Origin of the sequence: Massilia sp. TWP1-3-3 (assembly GCF_049897805.1) — a bacterium.
Lineage (GTDB): Bacteria > Pseudomonadota > Gammaproteobacteria > Burkholderiales > Burkholderiaceae_D > Telluria_A.
In genome coordinates, this window is sequence record NZ_JAFCWX010000009.1 from 117,596 (window position 1) to 135,991 (window position 18,396).

At 63.2% G+C, this 18,396-nt stretch carries 23 protein-coding genes; 13 read left to right on the top strand and 10 right to left on the bottom strand.

Annotated elements, in window-relative coordinates:
* From ureE to ACP7D4_RS11220, 4 genes are read left to right on the top strand one after another with little or no spacing between them, the layout of a single operon-like run.
* The gene (gene ureE / locus ACP7D4_RS11205) at positions 1–507 is read left to right on the top strand and encodes an urease accessory protein UreE (protein WP_426104415.1); all 507 of its coding nucleotides are present in this window, start codon (positions 1–3) and stop codon (positions 505–507) included.
* Positions 504–1,169 carry an urease accessory protein UreF gene (locus ACP7D4_RS11210; protein WP_426104416.1) on the top strand — a complete coding sequence of 222 codons (666 nt, stop codon included), beginning with the start codon at positions 504–506 and terminating at the stop codon, positions 1,167–1,169. The genes ureE and ACP7D4_RS11210 overlap by 4 nt, the downstream gene beginning before the upstream one ends.
* A 10-nt stretch (positions 1,170–1,179) precedes the next feature.
* On the top strand, positions 1,180–1,884 hold the full coding sequence (gene ureG, locus ACP7D4_RS11215) for an urease accessory protein UreG (RefSeq protein ID WP_426209132.1): 705 nt from the start codon (positions 1,180–1,182) through the stop codon (positions 1,882–1,884).
* Complete coding sequence (locus ACP7D4_RS11220; protein ID WP_426209133.1) at positions 1,881–2,387, top strand: HupE/UreJ family protein; 507 nt, start codon at positions 1,881–1,883, stop codon at positions 2,385–2,387. The genes ureG and ACP7D4_RS11220 overlap by 4 nt, the downstream gene beginning before the upstream one ends.
* A gap of 224 nt (positions 2,388–2,611) precedes the next feature.
* Here the strand turns inward: ACP7D4_RS11220 and ACP7D4_RS11225 are convergent, their stop codons facing one another.
* Positions 2,612–3,241: a 1-acyl-sn-glycerol-3-phosphate acyltransferase gene (locus tag ACP7D4_RS11225; protein WP_426209134.1), complete on the bottom strand. Its 630-nt coding sequence runs from the start codon at positions 3,239–3,241 to the stop codon at positions 2,612–2,614.
* Positions 3,242–3,409: 168 nt separating this feature from the next.
* Between ACP7D4_RS11225 and ACP7D4_RS11230 the strand changes: the two genes are divergently transcribed.
* The 4 genes from ACP7D4_RS11230 (at position 3,410) to ACP7D4_RS11245 (ending at position 5,475) form a co-directional block, all read left to right on the top strand.
* Entirely contained in the window at positions 3,410–3,724 is a 315-nt protein-coding gene (locus ACP7D4_RS11230) for an ArsR/SmtB family transcription factor (protein ID WP_426104422.1), read from the top strand.
* A gap of 10 nt (positions 3,725–3,734) precedes the next feature.
* On the top strand, positions 3,735–4,157 hold the full coding sequence (arsC, locus tag ACP7D4_RS11235; protein ID WP_426209136.1) for an arsenate reductase (glutaredoxin): 423 nt from the start codon (positions 3,735–3,737) through the stop codon (positions 4,155–4,157).
* On the top strand, positions 4,158–4,871 hold the full coding sequence (gene arsH / locus ACP7D4_RS11240) for an arsenical resistance protein ArsH (protein ID WP_426104425.1): 714 nt from the start codon (positions 4,158–4,160) through the stop codon (positions 4,869–4,871).
* 88 nt (positions 4,872–4,959) lie between these two features.
* The gene (locus ACP7D4_RS11245; RefSeq protein WP_426104427.1) at positions 4,960–5,475 is read left to right on the top strand and encodes an SRPBCC family protein; all 516 of its coding nucleotides are present in this window, start codon (positions 4,960–4,962) and stop codon (positions 5,473–5,475) included.
* A gap of 32 nt (positions 5,476–5,507) precedes the next feature.
* Here ACP7D4_RS11245 and ACP7D4_RS11250 read toward each other — a convergent pair whose 3' ends face one another.
* From ACP7D4_RS11250 to ACP7D4_RS11265, 4 genes are all read right to left on the bottom strand, one after another.
* The gene (locus tag ACP7D4_RS11250) at positions 5,508–5,936 is read right to left on the bottom strand and encodes a DUF5990 family protein (RefSeq protein ID WP_426104428.1); all 429 of its coding nucleotides are present in this window, start codon (positions 5,934–5,936) and stop codon (positions 5,508–5,510) included.
* A gap of 45 nt (positions 5,937–5,981) precedes the next feature.
* Complete coding sequence (locus ACP7D4_RS11255; RefSeq protein ID WP_426104430.1) at positions 5,982–7,034, bottom strand: alkene reductase; 1,053 nt, start codon at positions 7,032–7,034, stop codon at positions 5,982–5,984.
* A gap of 8 nt (positions 7,035–7,042) precedes the next feature.
* A complete protein-coding gene (locus ACP7D4_RS11260; protein WP_426104431.1) occupies positions 7,043–7,339 on the bottom strand; it encodes an ArsR/SmtB family transcription factor in 297 nt (98 codons plus the stop codon).
* A gap of 79 nt (positions 7,340–7,418) precedes the next feature.
* Entirely contained in the window at positions 7,419–7,790 is a 372-nt protein-coding gene (locus ACP7D4_RS11265) for a DUF1304 domain-containing protein (RefSeq protein WP_426104433.1), read from the bottom strand.
* Positions 7,791–7,917: 127 nt separating this feature from the next.
* Between ACP7D4_RS11265 and sugE the strand changes: the two genes are divergently transcribed.
* Both sugE and ACP7D4_RS11275 read left to right on the top strand, forming a co-directional pair.
* Entirely contained in the window at positions 7,918–8,238 is a 321-nt protein-coding gene (sugE, locus tag ACP7D4_RS11270; RefSeq protein WP_426104435.1) for a quaternary ammonium compound efflux SMR transporter SugE, read from the top strand.
* An 89-nt stretch (positions 8,239–8,327) separates the two neighbouring features.
* On the top strand, positions 8,328–9,260 hold the full coding sequence (locus tag ACP7D4_RS11275; protein ID WP_426209138.1) for a proline racemase family protein: 933 nt from the start codon (positions 8,328–8,330) through the stop codon (positions 9,258–9,260).
* Positions 9,261–9,344: 84 nt separating this feature from the next.
* Here the strand turns inward: ACP7D4_RS11275 and ACP7D4_RS11280 are convergent, their stop codons facing one another.
* Positions 9,345–10,325, bottom strand: a complete 981-nt coding sequence (locus ACP7D4_RS11280; protein ID WP_426209139.1) for a succinylglutamate desuccinylase — start codon at positions 10,323–10,325, stop codon at positions 9,345–9,347.
* 91 nt (positions 10,326–10,416) lie between these two features.
* On the opposite strand from ACP7D4_RS11280, the gene ACP7D4_RS11285 reads away from it, so the two are divergent.
* A complete protein-coding gene (locus tag ACP7D4_RS11285) occupies positions 10,417–11,544 on the top strand; it encodes an acyltransferase family protein (RefSeq protein ID WP_426209141.1) in 1,128 nt (375 codons plus the stop codon).
* A gap of 4 nt (positions 11,545–11,548) precedes the next feature.
* Here the strand turns inward: ACP7D4_RS11285 and ACP7D4_RS11290 are convergent, their stop codons facing one another.
* From ACP7D4_RS11290 to ACP7D4_RS11300, 3 genes are all read right to left on the bottom strand, one after another.
* On the bottom strand, positions 11,549–11,995 hold the full coding sequence (locus ACP7D4_RS11290) for a hypothetical protein (RefSeq protein WP_426209142.1): 447 nt from the start codon (positions 11,993–11,995) through the stop codon (positions 11,549–11,551).
* Between the two features lie 153 nt (positions 11,996–12,148).
* Positions 12,149–13,024, bottom strand: coding sequence for a pirin family protein (locus ACP7D4_RS11295; RefSeq protein ID WP_426209144.1), 876 nt, complete (start codon positions 13,022–13,024; stop codon positions 12,149–12,151).
* Positions 13,025–13,063: 39 nt separating this feature from the next.
* Positions 13,064–13,663: an FMN-dependent NADH-azoreductase gene (locus tag ACP7D4_RS11300; protein ID WP_426209146.1), complete on the bottom strand. Its 600-nt coding sequence runs from the start codon at positions 13,661–13,663 to the stop codon at positions 13,064–13,066.
* 107 nt (positions 13,664–13,770) lie between these two features.
* On the opposite strand from ACP7D4_RS11300, the gene ACP7D4_RS11305 reads away from it, so the two are divergent.
* The gene (locus ACP7D4_RS11305; protein WP_426104444.1) at positions 13,771–14,688 is read left to right on the top strand and encodes a LysR family transcriptional regulator; all 918 of its coding nucleotides are present in this window, start codon (positions 13,771–13,773) and stop codon (positions 14,686–14,688) included.
* A gap of 83 nt (positions 14,689–14,771) precedes the next feature.
* Positions 14,772–15,221 (top strand): nuclear transport factor 2 family protein, encoded by a 450-nt coding sequence (locus ACP7D4_RS11310; protein WP_426209147.1) that lies wholly within the window; start codon positions 14,772–14,774, stop codon positions 15,219–15,221.
* A gap of 40 nt (positions 15,222–15,261) precedes the next feature.
* On the opposite strand, the gene ACP7D4_RS11315 is transcribed toward ACP7D4_RS11310, so the two are convergent.
* Positions 15,262–18,306, bottom strand: a complete 3,045-nt coding sequence (locus tag ACP7D4_RS11315; RefSeq protein ID WP_426209149.1) for a ligand-binding sensor domain-containing diguanylate cyclase — start codon at positions 18,304–18,306, stop codon at positions 15,262–15,264.
* Positions 18,307–18,396: the final 90 nt, after the last annotated feature.

Consider the following 18,396-nt stretch of genomic DNA (forward strand, 5'->3'; position numbering starts at 1 on the left):
ATGCTGATGCTGCACACCAAACTGGATCGAGCCGACCGGATCGACGGCGAACTGCTGCTGCCCTACGACCAGCGCGAAAAATGCCGGCTGCGCGCGCGCCTGGTGTCAGGCGAGGAGGTGGCGCTGTTCACCCCGCGCGCCAGCGTGCTGCGCGACGGTGACCTGCTGACCGGCGCCGATCGGCGCGTGATCCGCGTGCTTGCAGCAGCGGAGGCGGTATACGCCATTCATTGCGCGACCCCGAACATGATGGCACGCTGCGCTTTCCACCTTGGCAACCGGCATACACAGGTGCAGATTGGGGACGGCTGCCTGCGCATCCGCGTCGATCCCGTGCTGCGGGACATGCTTGAAGGCCTGGGTGCGCGCGTGGAGCCGCAGACGGCGCCGTTCGAGCCGGAGGCGGGCGCGTATTCCGGCGCAGGCCACGTTCACGCCGACCATTTGCTGGCGCCAGTGCCGCTGCGCCAGAAGATCCACCGTCCCGGCGACGCGGCCGGCGCATGAACGCTGCGGCCCTGCTGCACCTGTTGCAATTCGCCAGCCCGGCGCTGCCGATCGGCGGCTACAGCTATTCGCAGGGCCTGGAAGCGGCGCTCGACGCCGGCGTGGTGCATGACGCCGTGACCGGCCGCGCATGGATCGCCGCCTATCTTGACGAAGTGGTGGCGAGCTGGGACGCGCCGCTGTTCTGGCGCCTGCTCAAAGCCCTGGAGGCTGGCGATGATGTCTTGGTCGCGCTGTGGAGCGAACGCTTCCTGGCCGCGCGCGACAGCGCAGAGTTTCGCGCCGAGACGGTCCAGATGGGCTATTCGCTGACCAGGCTCCTGGCCGAACTTGGCGTGGCCGATGTCGGCGCGCTCGGGTCCGAGGTCGGCCTGCCCACCGCGTTTGCCTGCGCCGTCAACGCGCTCGGCATCCCGCACCACGAAGCGCTGCTGGCGATGCTGTTTTCATGGGCCGAGAACCAGGTGCTGGTGTGCGTCAAGTCGGTCCCGCTGGGACAAGTCGCAGGCCAGCGCATGCTGTTGTCGCTGCGCGCCGACCTTGAGCAAGCGGCGCAACGCGCGCAAACGATGGGCGACGAGGCCATGTCGAACTGGTCGCCCGGTTTATCCATCCTGTCGATGCGCCACGAGGTGCAGCACGGCAGGCTTTACCGTTCCTGATAGGGCAATCATGATATCAAATCCACTGCGGGTCGGCATCGGCGGTCCGGTCGGCTCGGGCAAGACAGCATTGTGCGAGCGGCTTTGCCGCGGCATGCGCGACCACTATGACATGGCCGTCATCACCAATGATATCTACACGCGCGAGGATATGGACATCCTGGTGCGCGCCAACGCGCTCGCGCCGGAGCGTTTGATGGGCGTGGAAACCGGTGGCTGCCCGCATACCGCGATCCGCGAGGACGCCTCGATCAACCTGGAAGCGATTGCGCGCATGCATGCCGACTTTCCGGCGCTGGAGCTGATCCTGATCGAGTCGGGCGGCGACAACCTGGCTGCGACCTTCAGCCCCGAGTTGTCGGACCTGACGCTGTACGTGATCGACGTCGCAGGCGGCGAGAAGATCCCGCGCAAGGGCGGGCCGGGCATCACCCGGTCGGACCTCCTAATCATCAACAAGACCGACCTGGCGCCGCATGTGGGCGCCGATCTGGCAGTCATGGCCGAGGATGCAAAGCGCCAGCGCGGGGAGCGGCCGTTTGTGTTCACCAACCTGCGCAGCGGGGAGGGCGTGGAAGAGGTGATCGCTTTCATTCGCCGGCAAGGTTTGCTGGACCAACCAGCAAATGGAGAAAACCCAGGAGAAAACCCAGGAGAAAACCCAGGAGAAAACCCAGGAGAAAACCCAGGAGAAAACCCAGGAGAAAACGCATGAGGAAAATATTGTTCTTCGCGCTGTGCTGTGTGGTGCTGCCGGCCGTCGCCCACCCTGGCCATGCAGATGCATCCGGCTTGGCGGCGGGACTGCTGCATCCGTTCATGGGGCTGGACCATGTGCTGGCGATGGTGGGCATCGGCATGTGGAGCCGGCGCCAGGAGGAGCCGTTGGCGTTGCCGCTGGTATTTGTGGCGATGATGGCGATCGGCGCGATGGCGCCTGGCGGGTTCGTTGTTGCGAATTCCTCGATTGCCGCCAGCGTGGCCGCGACGGGAGTGCTGCTGGCGGCGGTGCGGCTGCCGCAGTGGGGAGCGGTGGCGGTGGTGGCTGCGTTTGCGCTGCTGCACGGGCAGGTGCATGGACATGAGTTGCCTGGTGTCGCCAGCGCGTCCGGCTACCTGCTTGCAAGCGCCGCGCTGCTGGCGGCAGGACTGGCGATCGGGAAGTCGCGCGTGACGGGCGTGGCCATTGCGTGCGCCGGGTTTTGGATGCTAGCCTGACGCCACCATCGCTCTAACCTAGTGTCCCGAGTTGGAAGTTCGTTGTATGAATATCCCGAGAATCCCCGCGATACTGCGTCAAAAATGCTCGCAAGGCCTCGGCCTTGCTCCGCTTTTGTTCCTTGTCTCTCGGCGATTTCGGAACATTTATAAGCAGCGAACTTCCAACTCAGGACACTAGGCTGTCGGGACCTACGGCCGTGATCCGTTTTGCGACAGCCTCGCTACCCCTGCGCAGCATCCGCACCATCCTTGCGCGGCGGCGCCAGCGTGATCGGCGCGGCAAGTTCGGGATGCTTGCCCAGATGTCCCTTGTAGGCGGCCGCAATGGCCGCCATATCGAGTTCCTGGTCGCCGGTCAGCCTGATCGTGTCGACTACGCCCAATTCCTTGTTCGGATAATCGAGATACACAATTACCAGCGGCACTTTGGCCATCACCGCCAGATGATAAAACCCGCTGCGCAGGTGGGGGCGGTAACTGCGCGTACCTTCCGGCGCCAGTGCCAGCCAGAACCAGTCCGACTGGCGCATCTTGTCGGCCAGGCGCTGCGTGGCGCCGGTCGACGCGCCGCGTTCGACCGCCACCCCGCCCCACGAGCGCATGAGGCCGGCCCACGGCCCGCGAAATAGTGACTCCTTGCCGAGCCAGCGAAACGGCAGCCCAAGCGCCCATTTGCCCAATAGCCCAACCACGAAATCCCAGTTGGAAGTATGTGGATAGACGATCGCGACGCCGTGCCGGCCCGGCAGCGGCTTGTAGCGCACCTTCCAGCCAAACAGGTGGAACAGGCGCAGTGCCAGGCGCTGGCCAAGGCGGGGAAGGGAGGCCGCGCGCAGCTCGTAATTACTCATGATGGACTCCGTTATCAAAGGGCAATCCCGCAATGAAACTTGCGCTGTGGGAAATTTGCGTCTGGATTCTACAGTGCACCGAAGTGGCTGGACAAGCAAAAATAATTGTTCTGGTTTGATAATTCAAGTATTATTGAAATATCGAATTCATCATCAGGCACAGCTTAAGTGGATACCAAAAATGCCCTGGCGGCCTTGACGGCAGTGGCGCAGGAGTCGCGCCTTGCCGTATTTCGCCTGCTGGTCCGGTCCGGTCCAGGTGGGCTGGCCGCCAGCAAGATTGCCTATCAACTCGGCATTGCGCCGTCGTCGCTGTCGTTTCACCTGAAGGAGCTGGCGCATGCGGACCTGGTCACGCAGCGCCAGGATGGCCGCTTCGTCATCTACAGCGCCAACTTCGACACCATGACCGCGCTGATCGCCTTCATGACCGAAAACTGCTGCGCGGGTGCGCCGTGCAGTCCCCCCTTACCCAACGCTTGAGGAATCCACCATGGACATCACCATTTACCATAACCCGCAATGCGGCACCTCGCGCAACACGCTGGCCCTGATCCGCAATACCGGCGCCGAGCCGCAAGTCATCGAATATCTGGCCAATCCACCAACGCGCGAAGCGCTGGCGGCGATGATCGCGCAGACGGGCTTGAGCGTGCGCGAAGCGATGCGCGCGAAAGAAGTCATGTTTGCCGAACTTGGGCTGGACGATCCTTCCCTCAGCGACGACGCTCTGCTCGATGCAATGATGGCCCATCCGATTTTGCTCAATCGTCCCTTCGTGATCACGCCTGCCGGAGCGCGCCTGTGCCGCCCGTCGGAACTGGTGCTCGACATCCTGCCGCTGCCGCAGCGCGCCGCCTTCAGCAAGGAAGATGGCGAAGCCGTCATCAATGCCAGCGGCAAGCGGGTGAACTGAATGGACACCAGCCTGCCCAATCTGAGCGAAGCGCAGTTCGACGTGCCAACGCCGGCAAAGCTGGCGCCTGCGCTGCCGTTCGACCATCCGCCGCGCATCCTGATTCTGTATGGATCGCTGCGCGAGCGCTCGTTCAGCCGTTTTTTGGCCGAGGAAGCGGGCCGCATCCTCACGCGCATGGGCGCCGAAGTGCGCTTTTTCGATCCGCGCGAACTGCCCGTGACCGACACCGTGCCCGCCACCCATGCCAAGGTGCAGGAACTGCGCGCGCTGTCGTTGTGGTCCGAAGGGCAGGTCTGGTCCAGCCCCGAGCGGCACGGCGCCATCACGTCGGTGATGAAAAACCAGATCGACTGGATCCCGCTGGAAGTCGGGTCGACCCGGCCGACCCAGGGGCGCACGCTGGCCGTGATGCAGGTGTCGGGCGGCTCGCAGTCGTTTAACACGGTCAACACGCTGCGCCTCTTGGGCCGCTGGATGCGCATGGTGACCATTCCCAACCAGTCGTCCGTGCCCAAGGCGTACGAACAATTCGACGAGGCGGGACGCATGAAACCGTCGCCGTATTACGACCGCGTAGTGGACGTGATGGAAGAGCTGTTCAAATTTACGTTGCTGATTCGGGAGCGCAGCGACTACCTGGTGGAGCGCTACAGCGAGCGGCGCGATGCGGCCGCCAAGCTTGATGCGCAGGTGGCGTTGGCAAAAATGTAGCGTGCGAAGCTTGACATCTTCTCAACAGCTGGGATGATGGCGCTGACTGCCTGCAAGACCAACGCAACGCTAGCCAAGGAGAAACTGGATGACAAGGGATACGAGCGTCGATTTCGTCATTGCGCGTACTTTTAACGCGCCGCGCGCGCTGGTGTTTGCCACCATGACGCACAGCGAACACTTGCAAAAATGGTGGGGGCCGCAGGGCTGCACCATCGATGTGCTCAAGAACGAAATGCACGCCGGCGGCGTGTTTCACTACTGCATGCGCTTTGGACCCGGCGTCGAAATGTACGGGAGGTTCAATTATGTCGAGATCGCGCCCGTTGAACGCCTTGTATTCATCAACGGCTTTGCCGATGCGCAAGGCAATCGGATTGCTTACGCGATGAGCCCGACCTGGCCGCTGGAAGTGCTCAATACCGTCACACTGGTGGAACAGGACGGCAAGACGAACATGACGCTGGTGTCCTCGCCCATCAATGCCGACCCGGTGGGGATTGAAACGTTCCGGGCCGGGCACGGCTCGATGCAGCAAGGCTTTGGCGGCATGTATGACGAGTACGAAAAATACCTTGCGACTTTGGTCACGGCAGAGCGTTGACTTGTTATGTCAATTTTTTGACGACGGAAACCCTATGCACGAGCACCCGCAGCGAGCTTCCATACGATGGGTTCGCTCGCGTGGGGTTTGCGCCCGGTAATATCCGCTTCCAAAGGCAGCCCCGCCTCGATCAGGTGCCAGGGCAACGCCGACCGCGGGATCTTGACCCGTTGCTGCCACGGCGTCGGCGCGTCGCCAAGCCGTTTCCAGCTCAGGTACAAAAATCTCTTTGCCGGCGTGCCGTGGACAAATGGGCCTGAAAAAGCGGGCAGCGCGCTAGCCGGATCCGGTTTGATTAGCACGGTGCACGCGAACCGCCAACCCGCCTCGCCGTGCACACCTTCGTGGACCTGCTGGAACTTGTCCTGTATGCCAACGGTGACCGGCAGCGGGTCTGCCGCGAGCTGGGGCAGCGAGCGGCAAGCCAGCCAAAGGGTGAGGGTTCGCGGTGCTTGTTTCATGAGGCTCCTTGAGGCTTCTTGATACCGACCGGGCTGGACGTCAGCTTACAACGCCGGATAGTCAGTATAGCCTTCCGAGCTCGGGTGATAGAACCGGTCCGGCCGCGCTTCGTTGAGCGGCGCATCTGTCTCCAGCCGGCGCGGCAAGTCCGGATTGGCGATGAACCACTTCCCGAACGCAACGGCGTTGGCTTCGCCGGACTTGACCAGTTGCTCGCCACTTTCCTTGGTCAGGCTTTCGTTGGCAATGTACACGCCGCCAAACTCCTGCTTCAGGTAAGGCCCGAGCCGATCGTCGCCCAAGCCTTCGCGGGCGCAGATGAACGCGATGCCGCGCTTGCCAAGTTCGCGCGCCACATAGCCGAACGTCGCTTTCGGATCCGAGTCGCTCATGTCGTGCGCATCGCGGCGCGGCGCCAGGTGCATGCCGACGCGGCCCGCGCCCCATACCTCGACGCAGGCGTCGGTCACTTCGAGCATCAGGCGCGCGCGGTTTTCAATCGACCCGCCATAGATATCGGTGCGTTTATTGGTGCCGTCCTGCAGGAACTGGTCGAGCAGGTAGCCGTTGGCGCCGTGGATCTCCACGCCGTCGAAGCCGGCCAGCTTGGCGTTTTCGGCGCCCTTGCGAAACGCTGCCACCACGCCGGCAATCTCTTCCAGCGCCAGCGCGCGCGGCACCACATAGTCGCGCAGCGGCCGCACGATGCTCACATGGCCCTTGGCCGCGACCGCGCTCGGCGCGACCGGCGCTGCGCCGCCGAGGAAAATCGGGTCCGAAATGCGGCCCACGTGCCACAGCTGCAGCATGATGCGACCGCCGGCCTTGTGCACGGCGTCGGTCACTACTTTCCAGCCTGCGACCTGCTCGTCGGACCAGATGCCCGGCGTGTCGGCATAGCCCACGCCTTGCGCCATGACAGCGGTCGCTTCGCTCAAAATCAGGCCGGCGGAGGCGCGCTGCACGTAGTACTGCGCCATCAGCGCGTTGGGCACGCGTTCGCCGCCAATGGCGCGTGCGCGCGTGAGTGGTGCCATGATGATGCGGTTTGGCAGTTCAAGGTCGCCAACGGTGATCGGATCGAATAATGTAGTCATGAGTATTCCTAAAGTCCCTGGTTCATATGGTCGAGGAAGGCCTGGATGGTCTCCTCGTCGCGTTTGTAGAAGATCCACTGCCCGACGCGGCGCGATGTGATCAACCCGGCACGCTGCAGCGTGGCCAGGTGGGCCGACACGGTCGACTGCGAAAGACCAGTGCGTTCGTCGATCAGGCCGGCGCAGACACCCATGTCGAGCCCATGCTGCTGGTGCCCGAAATGCGTTTGCGGATCCCTCAGCCACTGAAGGATTTCGCGGCGCACCGGGTTGGCCAGCGCTTTGTGAATAGCGTCGATTTGCATATATCGGATTTCTACGAAACTAATATCGTTATTCTACGATATAAACCAGGAACCTGCCTGAGCCGGGCGAAAACGACGATTACGCCGCCGTGCGGGCGATGTTGTACAGCATCAGCGCGAGGATGGCGGGGATGGTCTGGAAGAACAGGATGATGGTCTTGACCGTCAGTGCGCCCCACACGCCGGCCACGGCCACGCAGCCGAGGCCATACAGGACAAAGGTGTGGGCCACGGCCGGATCGCGGTGCAGCAGGCCGATCGCCAGGGCCACCACCAGAAAGCCGTTATAGCAGCCCTGGTTCGACATGGCCGGGGCCATGACGTCCGCCTTTTCGGCGGAGAGGCCAAACGCGCGGCGCCCGCGCGTCTTGAACAGGACCGTTTCGAGAAGCAGGAAATACACGTGCATGAACAAAATCAGGATGATCAGGACTTTGGCGACAATGGCCATGGGCGGCTCCTTTTTAATTATATGAATGGCGCAGTGTACCTGCCTGCGCGCCGCGTGGCGAGACTCGGCTTGCGAGGCCAGGCAGGCACGGCCAATGCTATACTCTTGCCTGCCATGAGGAGCCGAAATGCCGTGGATTTACCTGTTAGCCGCCGGACTGCTTGAAATCGCCTGGGCAGTGGGCCTGAAATATACGTATGGCTTCAGCAAGCTGGGACCTTCCGTGTTCACGCTTACGGCAATGGCCGGCAGCGTCGGCCTGCTTGGTCTGGCGCTGCGTCATCTGCCGCTCGGAACCGCGTACGCGGTGTGGACCGGCATCGGGACGGTGGGCACCGCCATTGCCGGGATGGTGATGCTGGGCGAGCCGGCCGGGGCGATGCGCCTGGCGTGCATCGCGCTCATCGTGGCGGGCATTCTGGGCCTGAAACTGTTGACGCCTGCTTGAGTTCCTGCGGTCGGCTTTGTGCCATTTTTCGTGGCGCCCAGGGTGTTTCAGTACAAGACAGACGGGTTCGGGCTTGGTATGCTGCGTCCATGAAACCCATTACCATTATCGACTCCCACACTGGCGGCGAGCCGACGCGCCTAATCATCGAAGGTGGTCCGGATCTGGGCAGCGGCCCCTTGTCCGAACGGCTGGCACGCTTTCGCGACCAGTTCGATCACATACGTTCGGCCGTCGTCTGCGAGCCGCGCGGCTCCGGCGTGGATGTCGGCGCGCTGCTGTGCGAACCGCATGCGCCGAACTGCGTGGCCGGCGTCATTTTCTTTAACAATGTCGGCTACCTGGGCATGTGCGGCCACGGCGTGATGGGCCTGGTCGTCTCGCTCGCGTATTTGGGGCGCTTGGCGCCCGGGCGCCACCGGATCGACACGCCGGTAGGCGTGGTGGAAGCTGAACTCCACGGCGACGGCTCCGTCACGATTGAAAACGTGGCCTCCTACCGGACCTTGTCCGCAGTGCCGGTGCACGTCGAGGGGCGCGGCACCATCACCGGCGACGTGGCGTGGGGTGGCAACTGGTTCTTTTTGGCGGGCGACCATGGTCAGGTGCTGGCCACTGATCATGTGGATGCGTTGACGGCGTACGCGGTTGCCGTGCGCGAGGCGCTCGAAGCGAAGGGCGTCACCGGGGACGATGGGGCGCCGATTGATCACATTGAACTGTTTGCCCCGTCGCGCACTGGCGCGCACTGCCAGAATTTTGTGCTGTGTCCGGGGGAGGCCTACGACCGCTCGCCCTGCGGGACGGGCACCAGCGCCAAGATGGCTTGCCTGGCGGCCGATGGCGAGCTCGCAGAAGGCGCCATCTGGCGCCAGGAAAGTGTGATTGGCAGTGTGTTTGACGCCTACTATCGGCGTGACGGCGCCATGATACGGCCAAGCATTCGGGGCAGGGCGTGGGTGATCGCGCGCTCGATCTTCATATTCGATGAGACCGACCCGTTTTTGTGGGGAATTCGGTAGCTTGTGCGGCTAATTGGTCGCTACTGCGCAGTTACCGAAGTCGGGGTATCACCGCAGCTATAACTCCAGCTATTACTCCAGCTGTTACTCCATATGCCGATCAAAGTCGGTATTGGGCCGCGTCAGGTAATACCACTCATTGTTCGGCTGCGCGTTCACGTCCGGGAACAGGATCTTGCCATCGAATTCGGCCGTTGCCGCGGTGCCGTCGGCGCGGGTGCCGATAAGGTCCCCTTTGGCCAGCGCATCAAAACTCGACCAGGTGCGGCTGAACTTGTCGCCGGCATCGAGCTTGTCATGCACAACCACCATCGACAGCGACTCCATCGCCTCAAGCGCGATCGGCTCCGGTTCCGGCGCCTCGATCAGCTTGAGGAAAGCGAGCGTATTCATGATGGCACGGTAAGCCACGTCGGGCGCGGCCGGATCGGCATGCTGCCCGCACTCGAGCGTGAGCGCGTAGCCGCCGGTGGTGCGCATGTATTCGGTGGTGCCGACGCCGTAGCGCAGCACGGTCTCGAGCTGCGCGGCAGCGCTGCCCTGCATGCGGCGCTGCACGCCCTGGCCGTAGGTGGCCAGCCAACCGTCCACAAAGCGGCTCACGCCAAGCCGGCGCGCCAGGGCGCGCTCCTTTTCGGCGTGCCGGAATGGCTGCAGCGCACCGTCGTTATTGCGCGGGCCGACCATCACGAAGGGCTGGCTCTGGGCGTTGAACGAGTGCAGGTCGAGCAGCACGTCATGCTGCGCCAGCAAGGGGCATAGCCAGTTGGCGACTTGGTCTTCGAAGTCTTGCGGCGCATCCTTGGGGAACAGGTTGCGGTTCAGGTTGCGATCGCCCGAGCGCCGGTTCAACTGATAGGCGAGGGGATTGGTGATGGGGACAAAGGTCACGCTGCCGGCGCGCACCAGCAGCTGGCCGCTGTCGATCTCCTCCATCACGCGGCCAATTGCGCGCGTGCCGCAAGTCTCGTTGCCATGGACGGCGCCGGTGATGATCAGGCGCGGTCCGCTTTCAAGACCCGTGTAATTGATCGATTTGAACTGCAGGTCGCGTGCACTTGTCATTGCTGGTCTCGTCCTCGGATATAGATGGCAGCGCTCATTTTAGCGGTAAACACTGGCGCGCGTTGCCGACGCATGGCATCATCGCCGCTTCATGAAAACCACGCTCCCCACACAGCGCAATCACGGCCTCGACACCCTGCGCGCCCTTGCCATCATCTTCGTGGTGCTGCACCATTACGTGCTGTTCGTCAGCGGGGAAGATACGTTCGGCTGGGTCGGCGAGATCGGCTGGGTCGGCGTCGACCTGTTTTTCGCCCTCTCGGGCTACCTGATCGGGAACCAGATCTTTGCTGCCTTGCGCAGCGGACGACCGTTTTCGCTGCCGCGCTTCTATGCGCGCAGGCTGCTGCGCACCTTGCCCAACTTTTACGTGGTGCTGGCGCTGTATTTTTTGTGGCCCGGTTTTCGCCATGGTTCGCCGCTGCTGCCGCTGTGGCACTACGTGAGCTTCACGCAGAACATCAACTTGCAGCCGGGCAGTGCGTTCTCGCATGCCTGGTCGCTGTGCATCGAGGAGCAGTTCTACATGCTGCTGCCGGCGCTGGCGCTGGGAGTCGCATCGATGCGCCGTTCGCTGCGCTGGGCATGGGGCGCCATCGCGCTCGCATTCGTCGCGGGGATGGTGATCCGCTACACCGTGTGGGGCGAGCTGGTCGCGCAGAGCCGGGAACCAGGCACCAGCTACTTCAAGTACATCTACTACTCGACCTTCTGCCGCTTTGACGAACTGGTGGCCGGCGTGGCGCTGGCGCTGCTCAAAAATTTTCATCCGCGCGCGTGGCGCAGTCTGACCGGGCATGGCAACGGCCTGCTGGCGGGCGGCGTGGCGCTGGCCGGGGTGACGTTCTGGCTGTTCCTGCACGAGCGCCAGGCGCTGCCGATCACCGTGCTTGGGTTTCCGCTGCTGGCGCTGAGTTTTTCGATGCTGATTGTCTCGGCATTGTGCCGCAAGAGCGTGCTGCGCACAGTGCGCGTGCCCGGCGCCGCCAGCCTGGCCCTGTGGTCGTATGCGATCTACCTTGGGCACAAGCAGCTGTGCATCCTGGCGCGCGGCCCGCTCGAACGCCTCGGGTACGGGCCCGAATCGGCGCTGGCGATTGCCGTGATGCTGTTCTCAAGCGTGTTTGCGGGGTGGCTGCTGTATCGCTGCGTCGAGACGCCGTTCATGCGGCTGCGGGCCAAGTACGTGCCGACCAATTTCGCGCCGGCCAAGGCCTAGCAGCTCAGGCTTCGATCACATTGAACGCCGCCGGCATCGCGCCCAAAAAGTCCATCACGCCGCGCGCGTCACCGTCGCAGGCGACGATGGCGGCGCGCAGGCCGGGGATGACGTCTGGCGTGTGGGGGCTGCGGTAAGCGTTGACCAGCATCGCCACCAGGTCGTTGGGATTGGCGCCGGGGCGGCGCATGCGCGCCTCGATCACCGACAGCAGCGCGCGCTGCATGGCCGGCGTGGGATTGGCGATCCGCACGAAAATGGTTGGCGTGTTGAAGATGCGTTCACAGATCGAACGCTCGATTTCTTCGGGCTTGAGGTCGGAAGCGATGTCGAAGTAAGCACCGTTCCAGTGCGTGCGCGCGTGGGGGTGTCCCGGCGGGAAGGAATCAACTGTTTCAAAGCCGCATACGCGGCTGATCCAGGCGAGGGCTTGCATAAAAAGTGGAAGCATAGGCAGTAGCGAAATGTAGGGTGGAACAGCGATAGCGCATTCCATTAAAGGCATGCGTCGCGTGAGCGCCGGCCTTCGTTGGAATGCGCTATCGCTTTTCCACCCTACGAAAACCAGGCGGCATGGGCGACGCCCCTAGTTTAACCCAGAATTTCAGGCAGCCGTCAGGCGCCCCGACCGGAAGTCTTCCACCGCCTCGATCAGCTCTTGCTGGGTATTCATCACGAACGGGCCGTGCTGCGCGATCGGTTCGCCCAGCGGCTGGCCGGCGATCAGGATCAAGCGGCTTGGCTGGGCGGCGACGATGCGCACGCCATCGGCCGCCGGATCGTTCTTCAGAATCGCCATTTTTGTTTGCGGCACATTCTGCTCGTCGACGACGACCTGTCCCCGGTACACGTAGATGAAGGCGTTATGCCCTGGCGGCAGCAACTGCTCGAACGTGGCGTTGGCCGCCAGGTGCACATCCAGGTACAGCGGCTCTGTATGCGCGCGCTGCACCGCCCCGGCCACGCCATGGCTGGCGCCTGCGATCACCTTGACCGTCGCCCCGCCGCTGGTCTCAAAGCGCGGCACTTCAGCGTCAGGGATGTCGCGGTACCACGGCGCCGTCATCTTGTCCTTGGCGGGCAGGTTGAGCCAGAGCTGGAAGCCTTCCATCAAGCCGTCGGTTTGCTCCGGCATTTCGGAGTGGGCCACGCCGCGCCCGGCCGTCATCCACTGCACGCCGCCATCGGTGATGAGGCCTTCGTTGCCGGCGCTGTCGCGGTGTCGCATGCTGCCGGCGAGCATGTACGAAATGGTCTCGAAGCCGCGATGCGGATGCTCGGGGAAGCCGGCGATGTAGTCGCCCGGCTTGTCGCTGCCGAAGGCGTCGAGCATCAGGAATGGATCGAGCCGGCGCTGCAAGGCGTGGGTGAGCACGCGGTTGATGCGCACCCCCGCGCCGTCCGTCACGAACTGCCCGCTGATCAGGCGCTCGACCCCGCGTGCGTGCTTGACGCGTTCTGCTGTCACTTGTTCAATCATGGCTTCCTCCGGGTGATATTGCTGCACAAGCAGCTGCAATTATGCCAGTTCGGCTTCGATCTGCGCGTCGGCCTTTGCCTGTGCGGTGGCCACCGCTTCCGGACCCATGCCCAGCCCTTCGGCGTAGACAAACGTTACGTCTGTCATCCCCAAAAAGCCGAGGAAGGTTTTCACGTGCTGGGTCTGGTTGTCGTTGCCGCCTTCCCTGTGAAAGCCGCCGCGGGCCAGCGTGACGTACACTTTTTTTCCGCTCAACAAGCCAACCGGGCCGGTTGCCGTGTAGCTGAACGTGGTGCCGGCGCGGGCCACGGCGTCGAACCAGCTCTTGAGCTGCACGGTGATGCCAAAGTTGTACATCGGCGAACCAATGACGACCACGTGCGCAGCTTGCAGTTCGGCAATCAGCGCGTCGTCAAGCGCCACGCGGGCAGCTTGCTCGGCGCTGCGCTTGTCAGCGGGCGTAAACAGCGCGCCCAGGGTTGCTTCGTCGATCGGCGGATGCGGCGTGACGGCAAGGTCACGGCGCACCAGCGACGCTTGCGGCGTGGCGGCCTGCAACTTGGCGACGATGGCATCGGCCAGGCGGGTGGACTCGGAACCGTTACTGCGGGCGCTGGAATTGATTTGCAAGATGTTCATGGTGTTTCCTTTGTTGGTTCAGGTGCGATGGAATACACTTTATACGTTCCAAAAACAATGCGGAAGACCGTAAAATGGATATCATTATTCAACTGGTGGCATAATTAATGGATGTGGAACCAAACGACTTGCTGCTGTTTGCGCGTATTGTCGAGAGCGGTAGTTTCAGTGCAGCGGCATTGCGGGTGGACTTGCCCAAGTCGACCGTGTCGCGCCGGATCGCACTGCTGGAAGCCCGGCTGGGCGAGCGGCTGCTCCAGCGCACCACGCGCAAGCTGATGCTCACGGAGTTTGGCGCCAGTCTGCTCGAGCATGCGCGCAAGGTGGTCGAGGAGGTCGAGGCGGCCGGGGCGCTGGTCCAGCACCGCCAGCAGGCGCCCAGCGGCCGGCTGCGCATTTCGATGCCGGGCGACTTTGCCAACCTGGGGCTGACGTTCATGATTGGTGCGTTTATCGAGCGCTATCCCGCCATTACGCTAGAGCTTGATTTGTCGCCGCGGCGGGTGGACCTGGTCAGTGAAAACTTCGATATCGCAATCCGCATGGGTGACTTGCCGCAGGATTCGACCTTGCATGCGCGCCGGGTGGCGCTGGAGAAAATCAATTTATACGCCGCGCCATCGTATATCGCCCGCAAAGGGATGCCGCGCGAGCCTGATGATCTGTTTCAACATGACTTGCTGTGCTTGTCGCGCCAAGCGGGCGGGGCGCAGCCGTGGATCCTAACGCGCGGAAAAACGGTGTGGCAGCGCGAGTTGCCGGCAAGGCTGGCAGCGAATTCGCCTGACTTGCTGGCGCGCATAGCCTGCGCCGGGACCGGGATTGCGGCCAGCTCCGACCTGTTTGCGGAGGGGTACGTAGAAAAAGGCGAGCTGGTGCGGGTGCTACCGGAATGGTCGCTGCCTGAAGTAACCGGGTGGGCGGTGTTCCCGGGCCGGCGGCTGATGCCCGCCAAGACGCGCGCGTTTCTCGATATGATGGAAGAGATGTGCTGCGACGAGGCGCGCAAGCGGTTCCGGGGGTAAGCCAAGCGCACAACTTTCGCAGCGCAGCACCAAAATAGTTCTGCACCAGCCTGTTACTCAATCCATCAACGAAAGGATTTCACATGTCCGAATCATTGGCAGAATCATTGCTTGATACCGCTGCAAAACCTGATCTTGGCGCCCCTTTTGGCGCCGTGACGGCGCTCCTAAGTGACTACTTTGATGGCATCTATTTCAGCGACACCAGCATTTTGCGCCGCGTTTTCCATCCTGGCGCCCTGTATGCCTGCGCGACGGACGGCACCTTGTTGCAGCTTGGGATGGCTGACTACTTTGCCGTCGTCGACCAGCGGCCGGCGCCCGGCAAGCTTGGCCAGCCAAGGCAGGACCGCATCGTCTCGATTGAATTTGCCGGCCCCGGCCTTGCCATTGCCCGCGTTGAATGTGCAATTTTCCCCAAACGTTTCGTTGACTTGCTAACGCTGGTCCATCTCGACGGCCGCTGGCAGATCATGTCCAAGGTGTTCCACTTCGAAATCGCTGACAACGCCGCCCCGGAAAAAGTAGCGTAATCCCCGATCTACCCCGGGTGCGGCGGTAGCGTCGGGTGGGCTAGCGCCATCGCAGAGCTTGTTCTGGCGCAATCGACGTCATCGCCGGCAATATTGCTTCGGCTACCAGGTCGCCAAGGGCGTTGGTGACGCGCGGCCCGGGGTTGGGCGCGTTGGCCGATAGCACCACGCCGACCCAGGCGTCGCGCCCCGAGTGCTTGGCCGCGTACAGGCACTGGTCGGCCATTTTCACGGCGTCTTCCCAGGCATACGCTTCCGGTTCCGATTCCAGCACGGGGAAGGCGGCAAACCCGAGCGAACAAGTCTTTTCCAGAATCACGCCATTGCCGATGTCGATCCGCAAATCGCGCACGGCGTCGCGCAGCTTGTTGGCCAAGACATCGGCGGCACTGCGGTCGGAATTGCGCGCAACGATCAAAAATTCCTCGCCGCCCCAGCGCACCACGAAGTCTGCATCGCGGCAAGCGCCCCTTAACGCGGTGCTCGCTTGCTGCAGCACCAGGTCGCCTGCGGCATGGCCGTAGGTATCATTGATTGCCTTGAAATGGTCCAGGTCCACCATGAAAATGAGCAGCGTCTTGTTGACGCCGTCGTGCGCGTGATGGCTTGCCCGATATTGCCGCATGACCCGGGCCAGCTCATCGGGCATGCTCAGCCCCAGGAAGCGGCGGTTCTTCAGACCGGTCAGGGGATCGATCATGCTCGCGTCGTGCAGCGCGGCATTGGCTTGCTCGAGCGCCTCGGTGCGCGCGCGCACCAGCGCCGCCAGCTCGGCGTTGCCGCGCTGCAGGCGGCCGTGGCGCCAGCGCATGAACAGAAACAGCAGCAGGCCGGCCGCAATCACGGCCATCCCAGCCGCCCACGCAGTGCGCCACCACGGCGCCAGAATGATTACTTCGCGCATGCTGGTCGGGCCGTATTCGTCTGCGCTCATCGAAGCGCGCACCTCAAAGCGATATTTTCCCGGCGGCAGGCCGGTGTAGCGCGCTTCGCGGATGTCGGTCCCGCGCCACGCATCTTCAAAGCCGAGCAGCCGCACTTGCGCATGGATGCGTGTTTCGTTCAGGTAGCTGAGCACGGCGAAACGGAAGGTCAGCGTGCGATTTTCCCATGTCACTTCGGGCACCGGCGCGCTCAAGCTGGCGCCCGCGCCGTCCTCGAGGCGCAGTACGTGCGTGCCGGGCAGCGGTGCCGTGCCAGGCTGGGCGTCGGCATGATAGTGCGCCAGTCCGCTTGCCATGCCGACCCACACGTCGCCGTTGCTGTCGGCCCAGAAGGCATTGGCCGCGGCGTCTTCGCTGGGCAATCCTTCGCCCCGGCCGAATTGCTCCACGCGGCCATCTTTCCAGCGCTTGACGCCCTGCGCCGTCCCCATCCACAGCGCACCGTGGGCGTCGAAGCCGAGTGAGTAGATGTTGTCGGACACCAGGTTCACGGGCGTTGCGAGCTGGGTCGCCTTGAGCAAGCCGGCGGCATTGGTCGCAAACTGCGTCATGCCGTGAACGTTCCAGTAGCTCACTACCAACGTGCCGGCCTGGTCCACCGCGACCGTTTCAATGTGGCTGTCGAGCAGGCCGTGCTGCTTGCCGAAACGGCGCCATGTGTGTCCGTCAAAAAAAGCCAGGCCATTTGCGCCTGCCACCCACAGCCTTCCCTGTGGGTCGCGCAGTACCTGGTTGATCTGCTCCTTGTTGCCGCCCTTTGGCAAGCTGACCGCCTCGCCCCGGTAGCCATCGCCGTCCCGCACCAGGCGATGCAGGCCGCTCATCATTCCCAGGTAGAGCGCGCCGTCAGGGCCGAAGTCCATACTGTTGATGCTGCCTGGACCCTCCAGGTGGCTGATGGGAATCGAGCGGAAGGCCGAGCCGTCGGCCGGGCGCATCAGCAACGCATTGCGCGCAGCTTTGGCGTTGTTGCCGCCCGCCCAAAGGTTGCCTGCGGCATCCTGGGCCAAGGTGTAGACGATCCGTTCCTCCGTGCCGGGCAGCACCACCCAGCCCTTGGGGGTCGACTGCGCCAGGCCGCGGTTGGTCCCGGCCCACAACACGCCGTCGCGGCTGCGCGCCACGTTCCAGACCGTATCCGATGGCAGTTTTTGGTGCCGCGTTTGCGCGCTCCACATGAACCGGCCTTGCAGCCGGTGCACGCCTTCGGACGACACCCACAGGTTGCCTTCGCGGTCGAACATGATTGACGCTGCTGACTGAGTGGGCAAGCCTTGCTGCTCGGCCAGAATCCAGATGCCCCGGTCGTCAAAGCGCGCCACACCCAGCGTGGTGGTGGTCCAGGCGCGGCCTTGCGGGTCCAGCGCCAGGTGCCCGCGCAGCATCGCGGCGCCGGGCAGTGTACTGCTCAAGTCTTCCGGCGTGGCGCGGGCGCTGGCCATGCGCAGCAGCAAGCGCGGTCCGCGCAGCCAGATGCGCCCGCGCGCATCCTTGATGACCGTGTGGATCAGTTCGTTTTTGGAGCCGACCGGAAGTCGATATGCCGTCCATGCGCCCCTGCCAATACGCTGGTACAGGTCGCCGCGCCAGGCAATCAGACTTTCCTGGCCGTTCGGCGCGATCCACACGGCGCCCCCATCCATGCTGGGCAAGCCGGGCACCCGCACCAGCTTGTCAGGCGGTCCTTCGTATACCCCCTCGGCGCTGGTGACGATCAGGCTGCCAGCCATCGACGCCCCCATCGTAAAGATCTTTTCGTTGGGCAATATGACGGTCTTGGCCAAGGGATCGGGGGTGGCGCCGTTCCAGGCCATGGCCCCCTTGTTGCTGATGACCCAGACCCGCCCGCCAGGTTCGGTGTACAGCGATACGATACTATCGCTGAACATGCCCTGGTCCATGCCGAAGCGCTCGAAACGGTTGCCGTCGTAGCGGAACAAGCCGTCTTCCGTGGCGGCCAGGATGAAGCCGTCGCGGTCCTGCGCCATACCGGTCACGGCCTGGTTGCGCAAGCCCTGTTCCGGGCCGTAACTGCGGAAGGTGTAGGCGCCCGCAGCGTCGGCGCCCCACGCCAGTGGCTGGCCGAGCAGCAGCAGGACGGCGCCAACGAGCAGGGCGCGGATGGACGAAATCAATGGCAAGATGTGTGGGTCCTTTGCCGCGAACGGCAAGCGTGTATGTACATTTGTGACAGTAAAATTGAATACGCGCAATAAGCTACAAGTATCAAC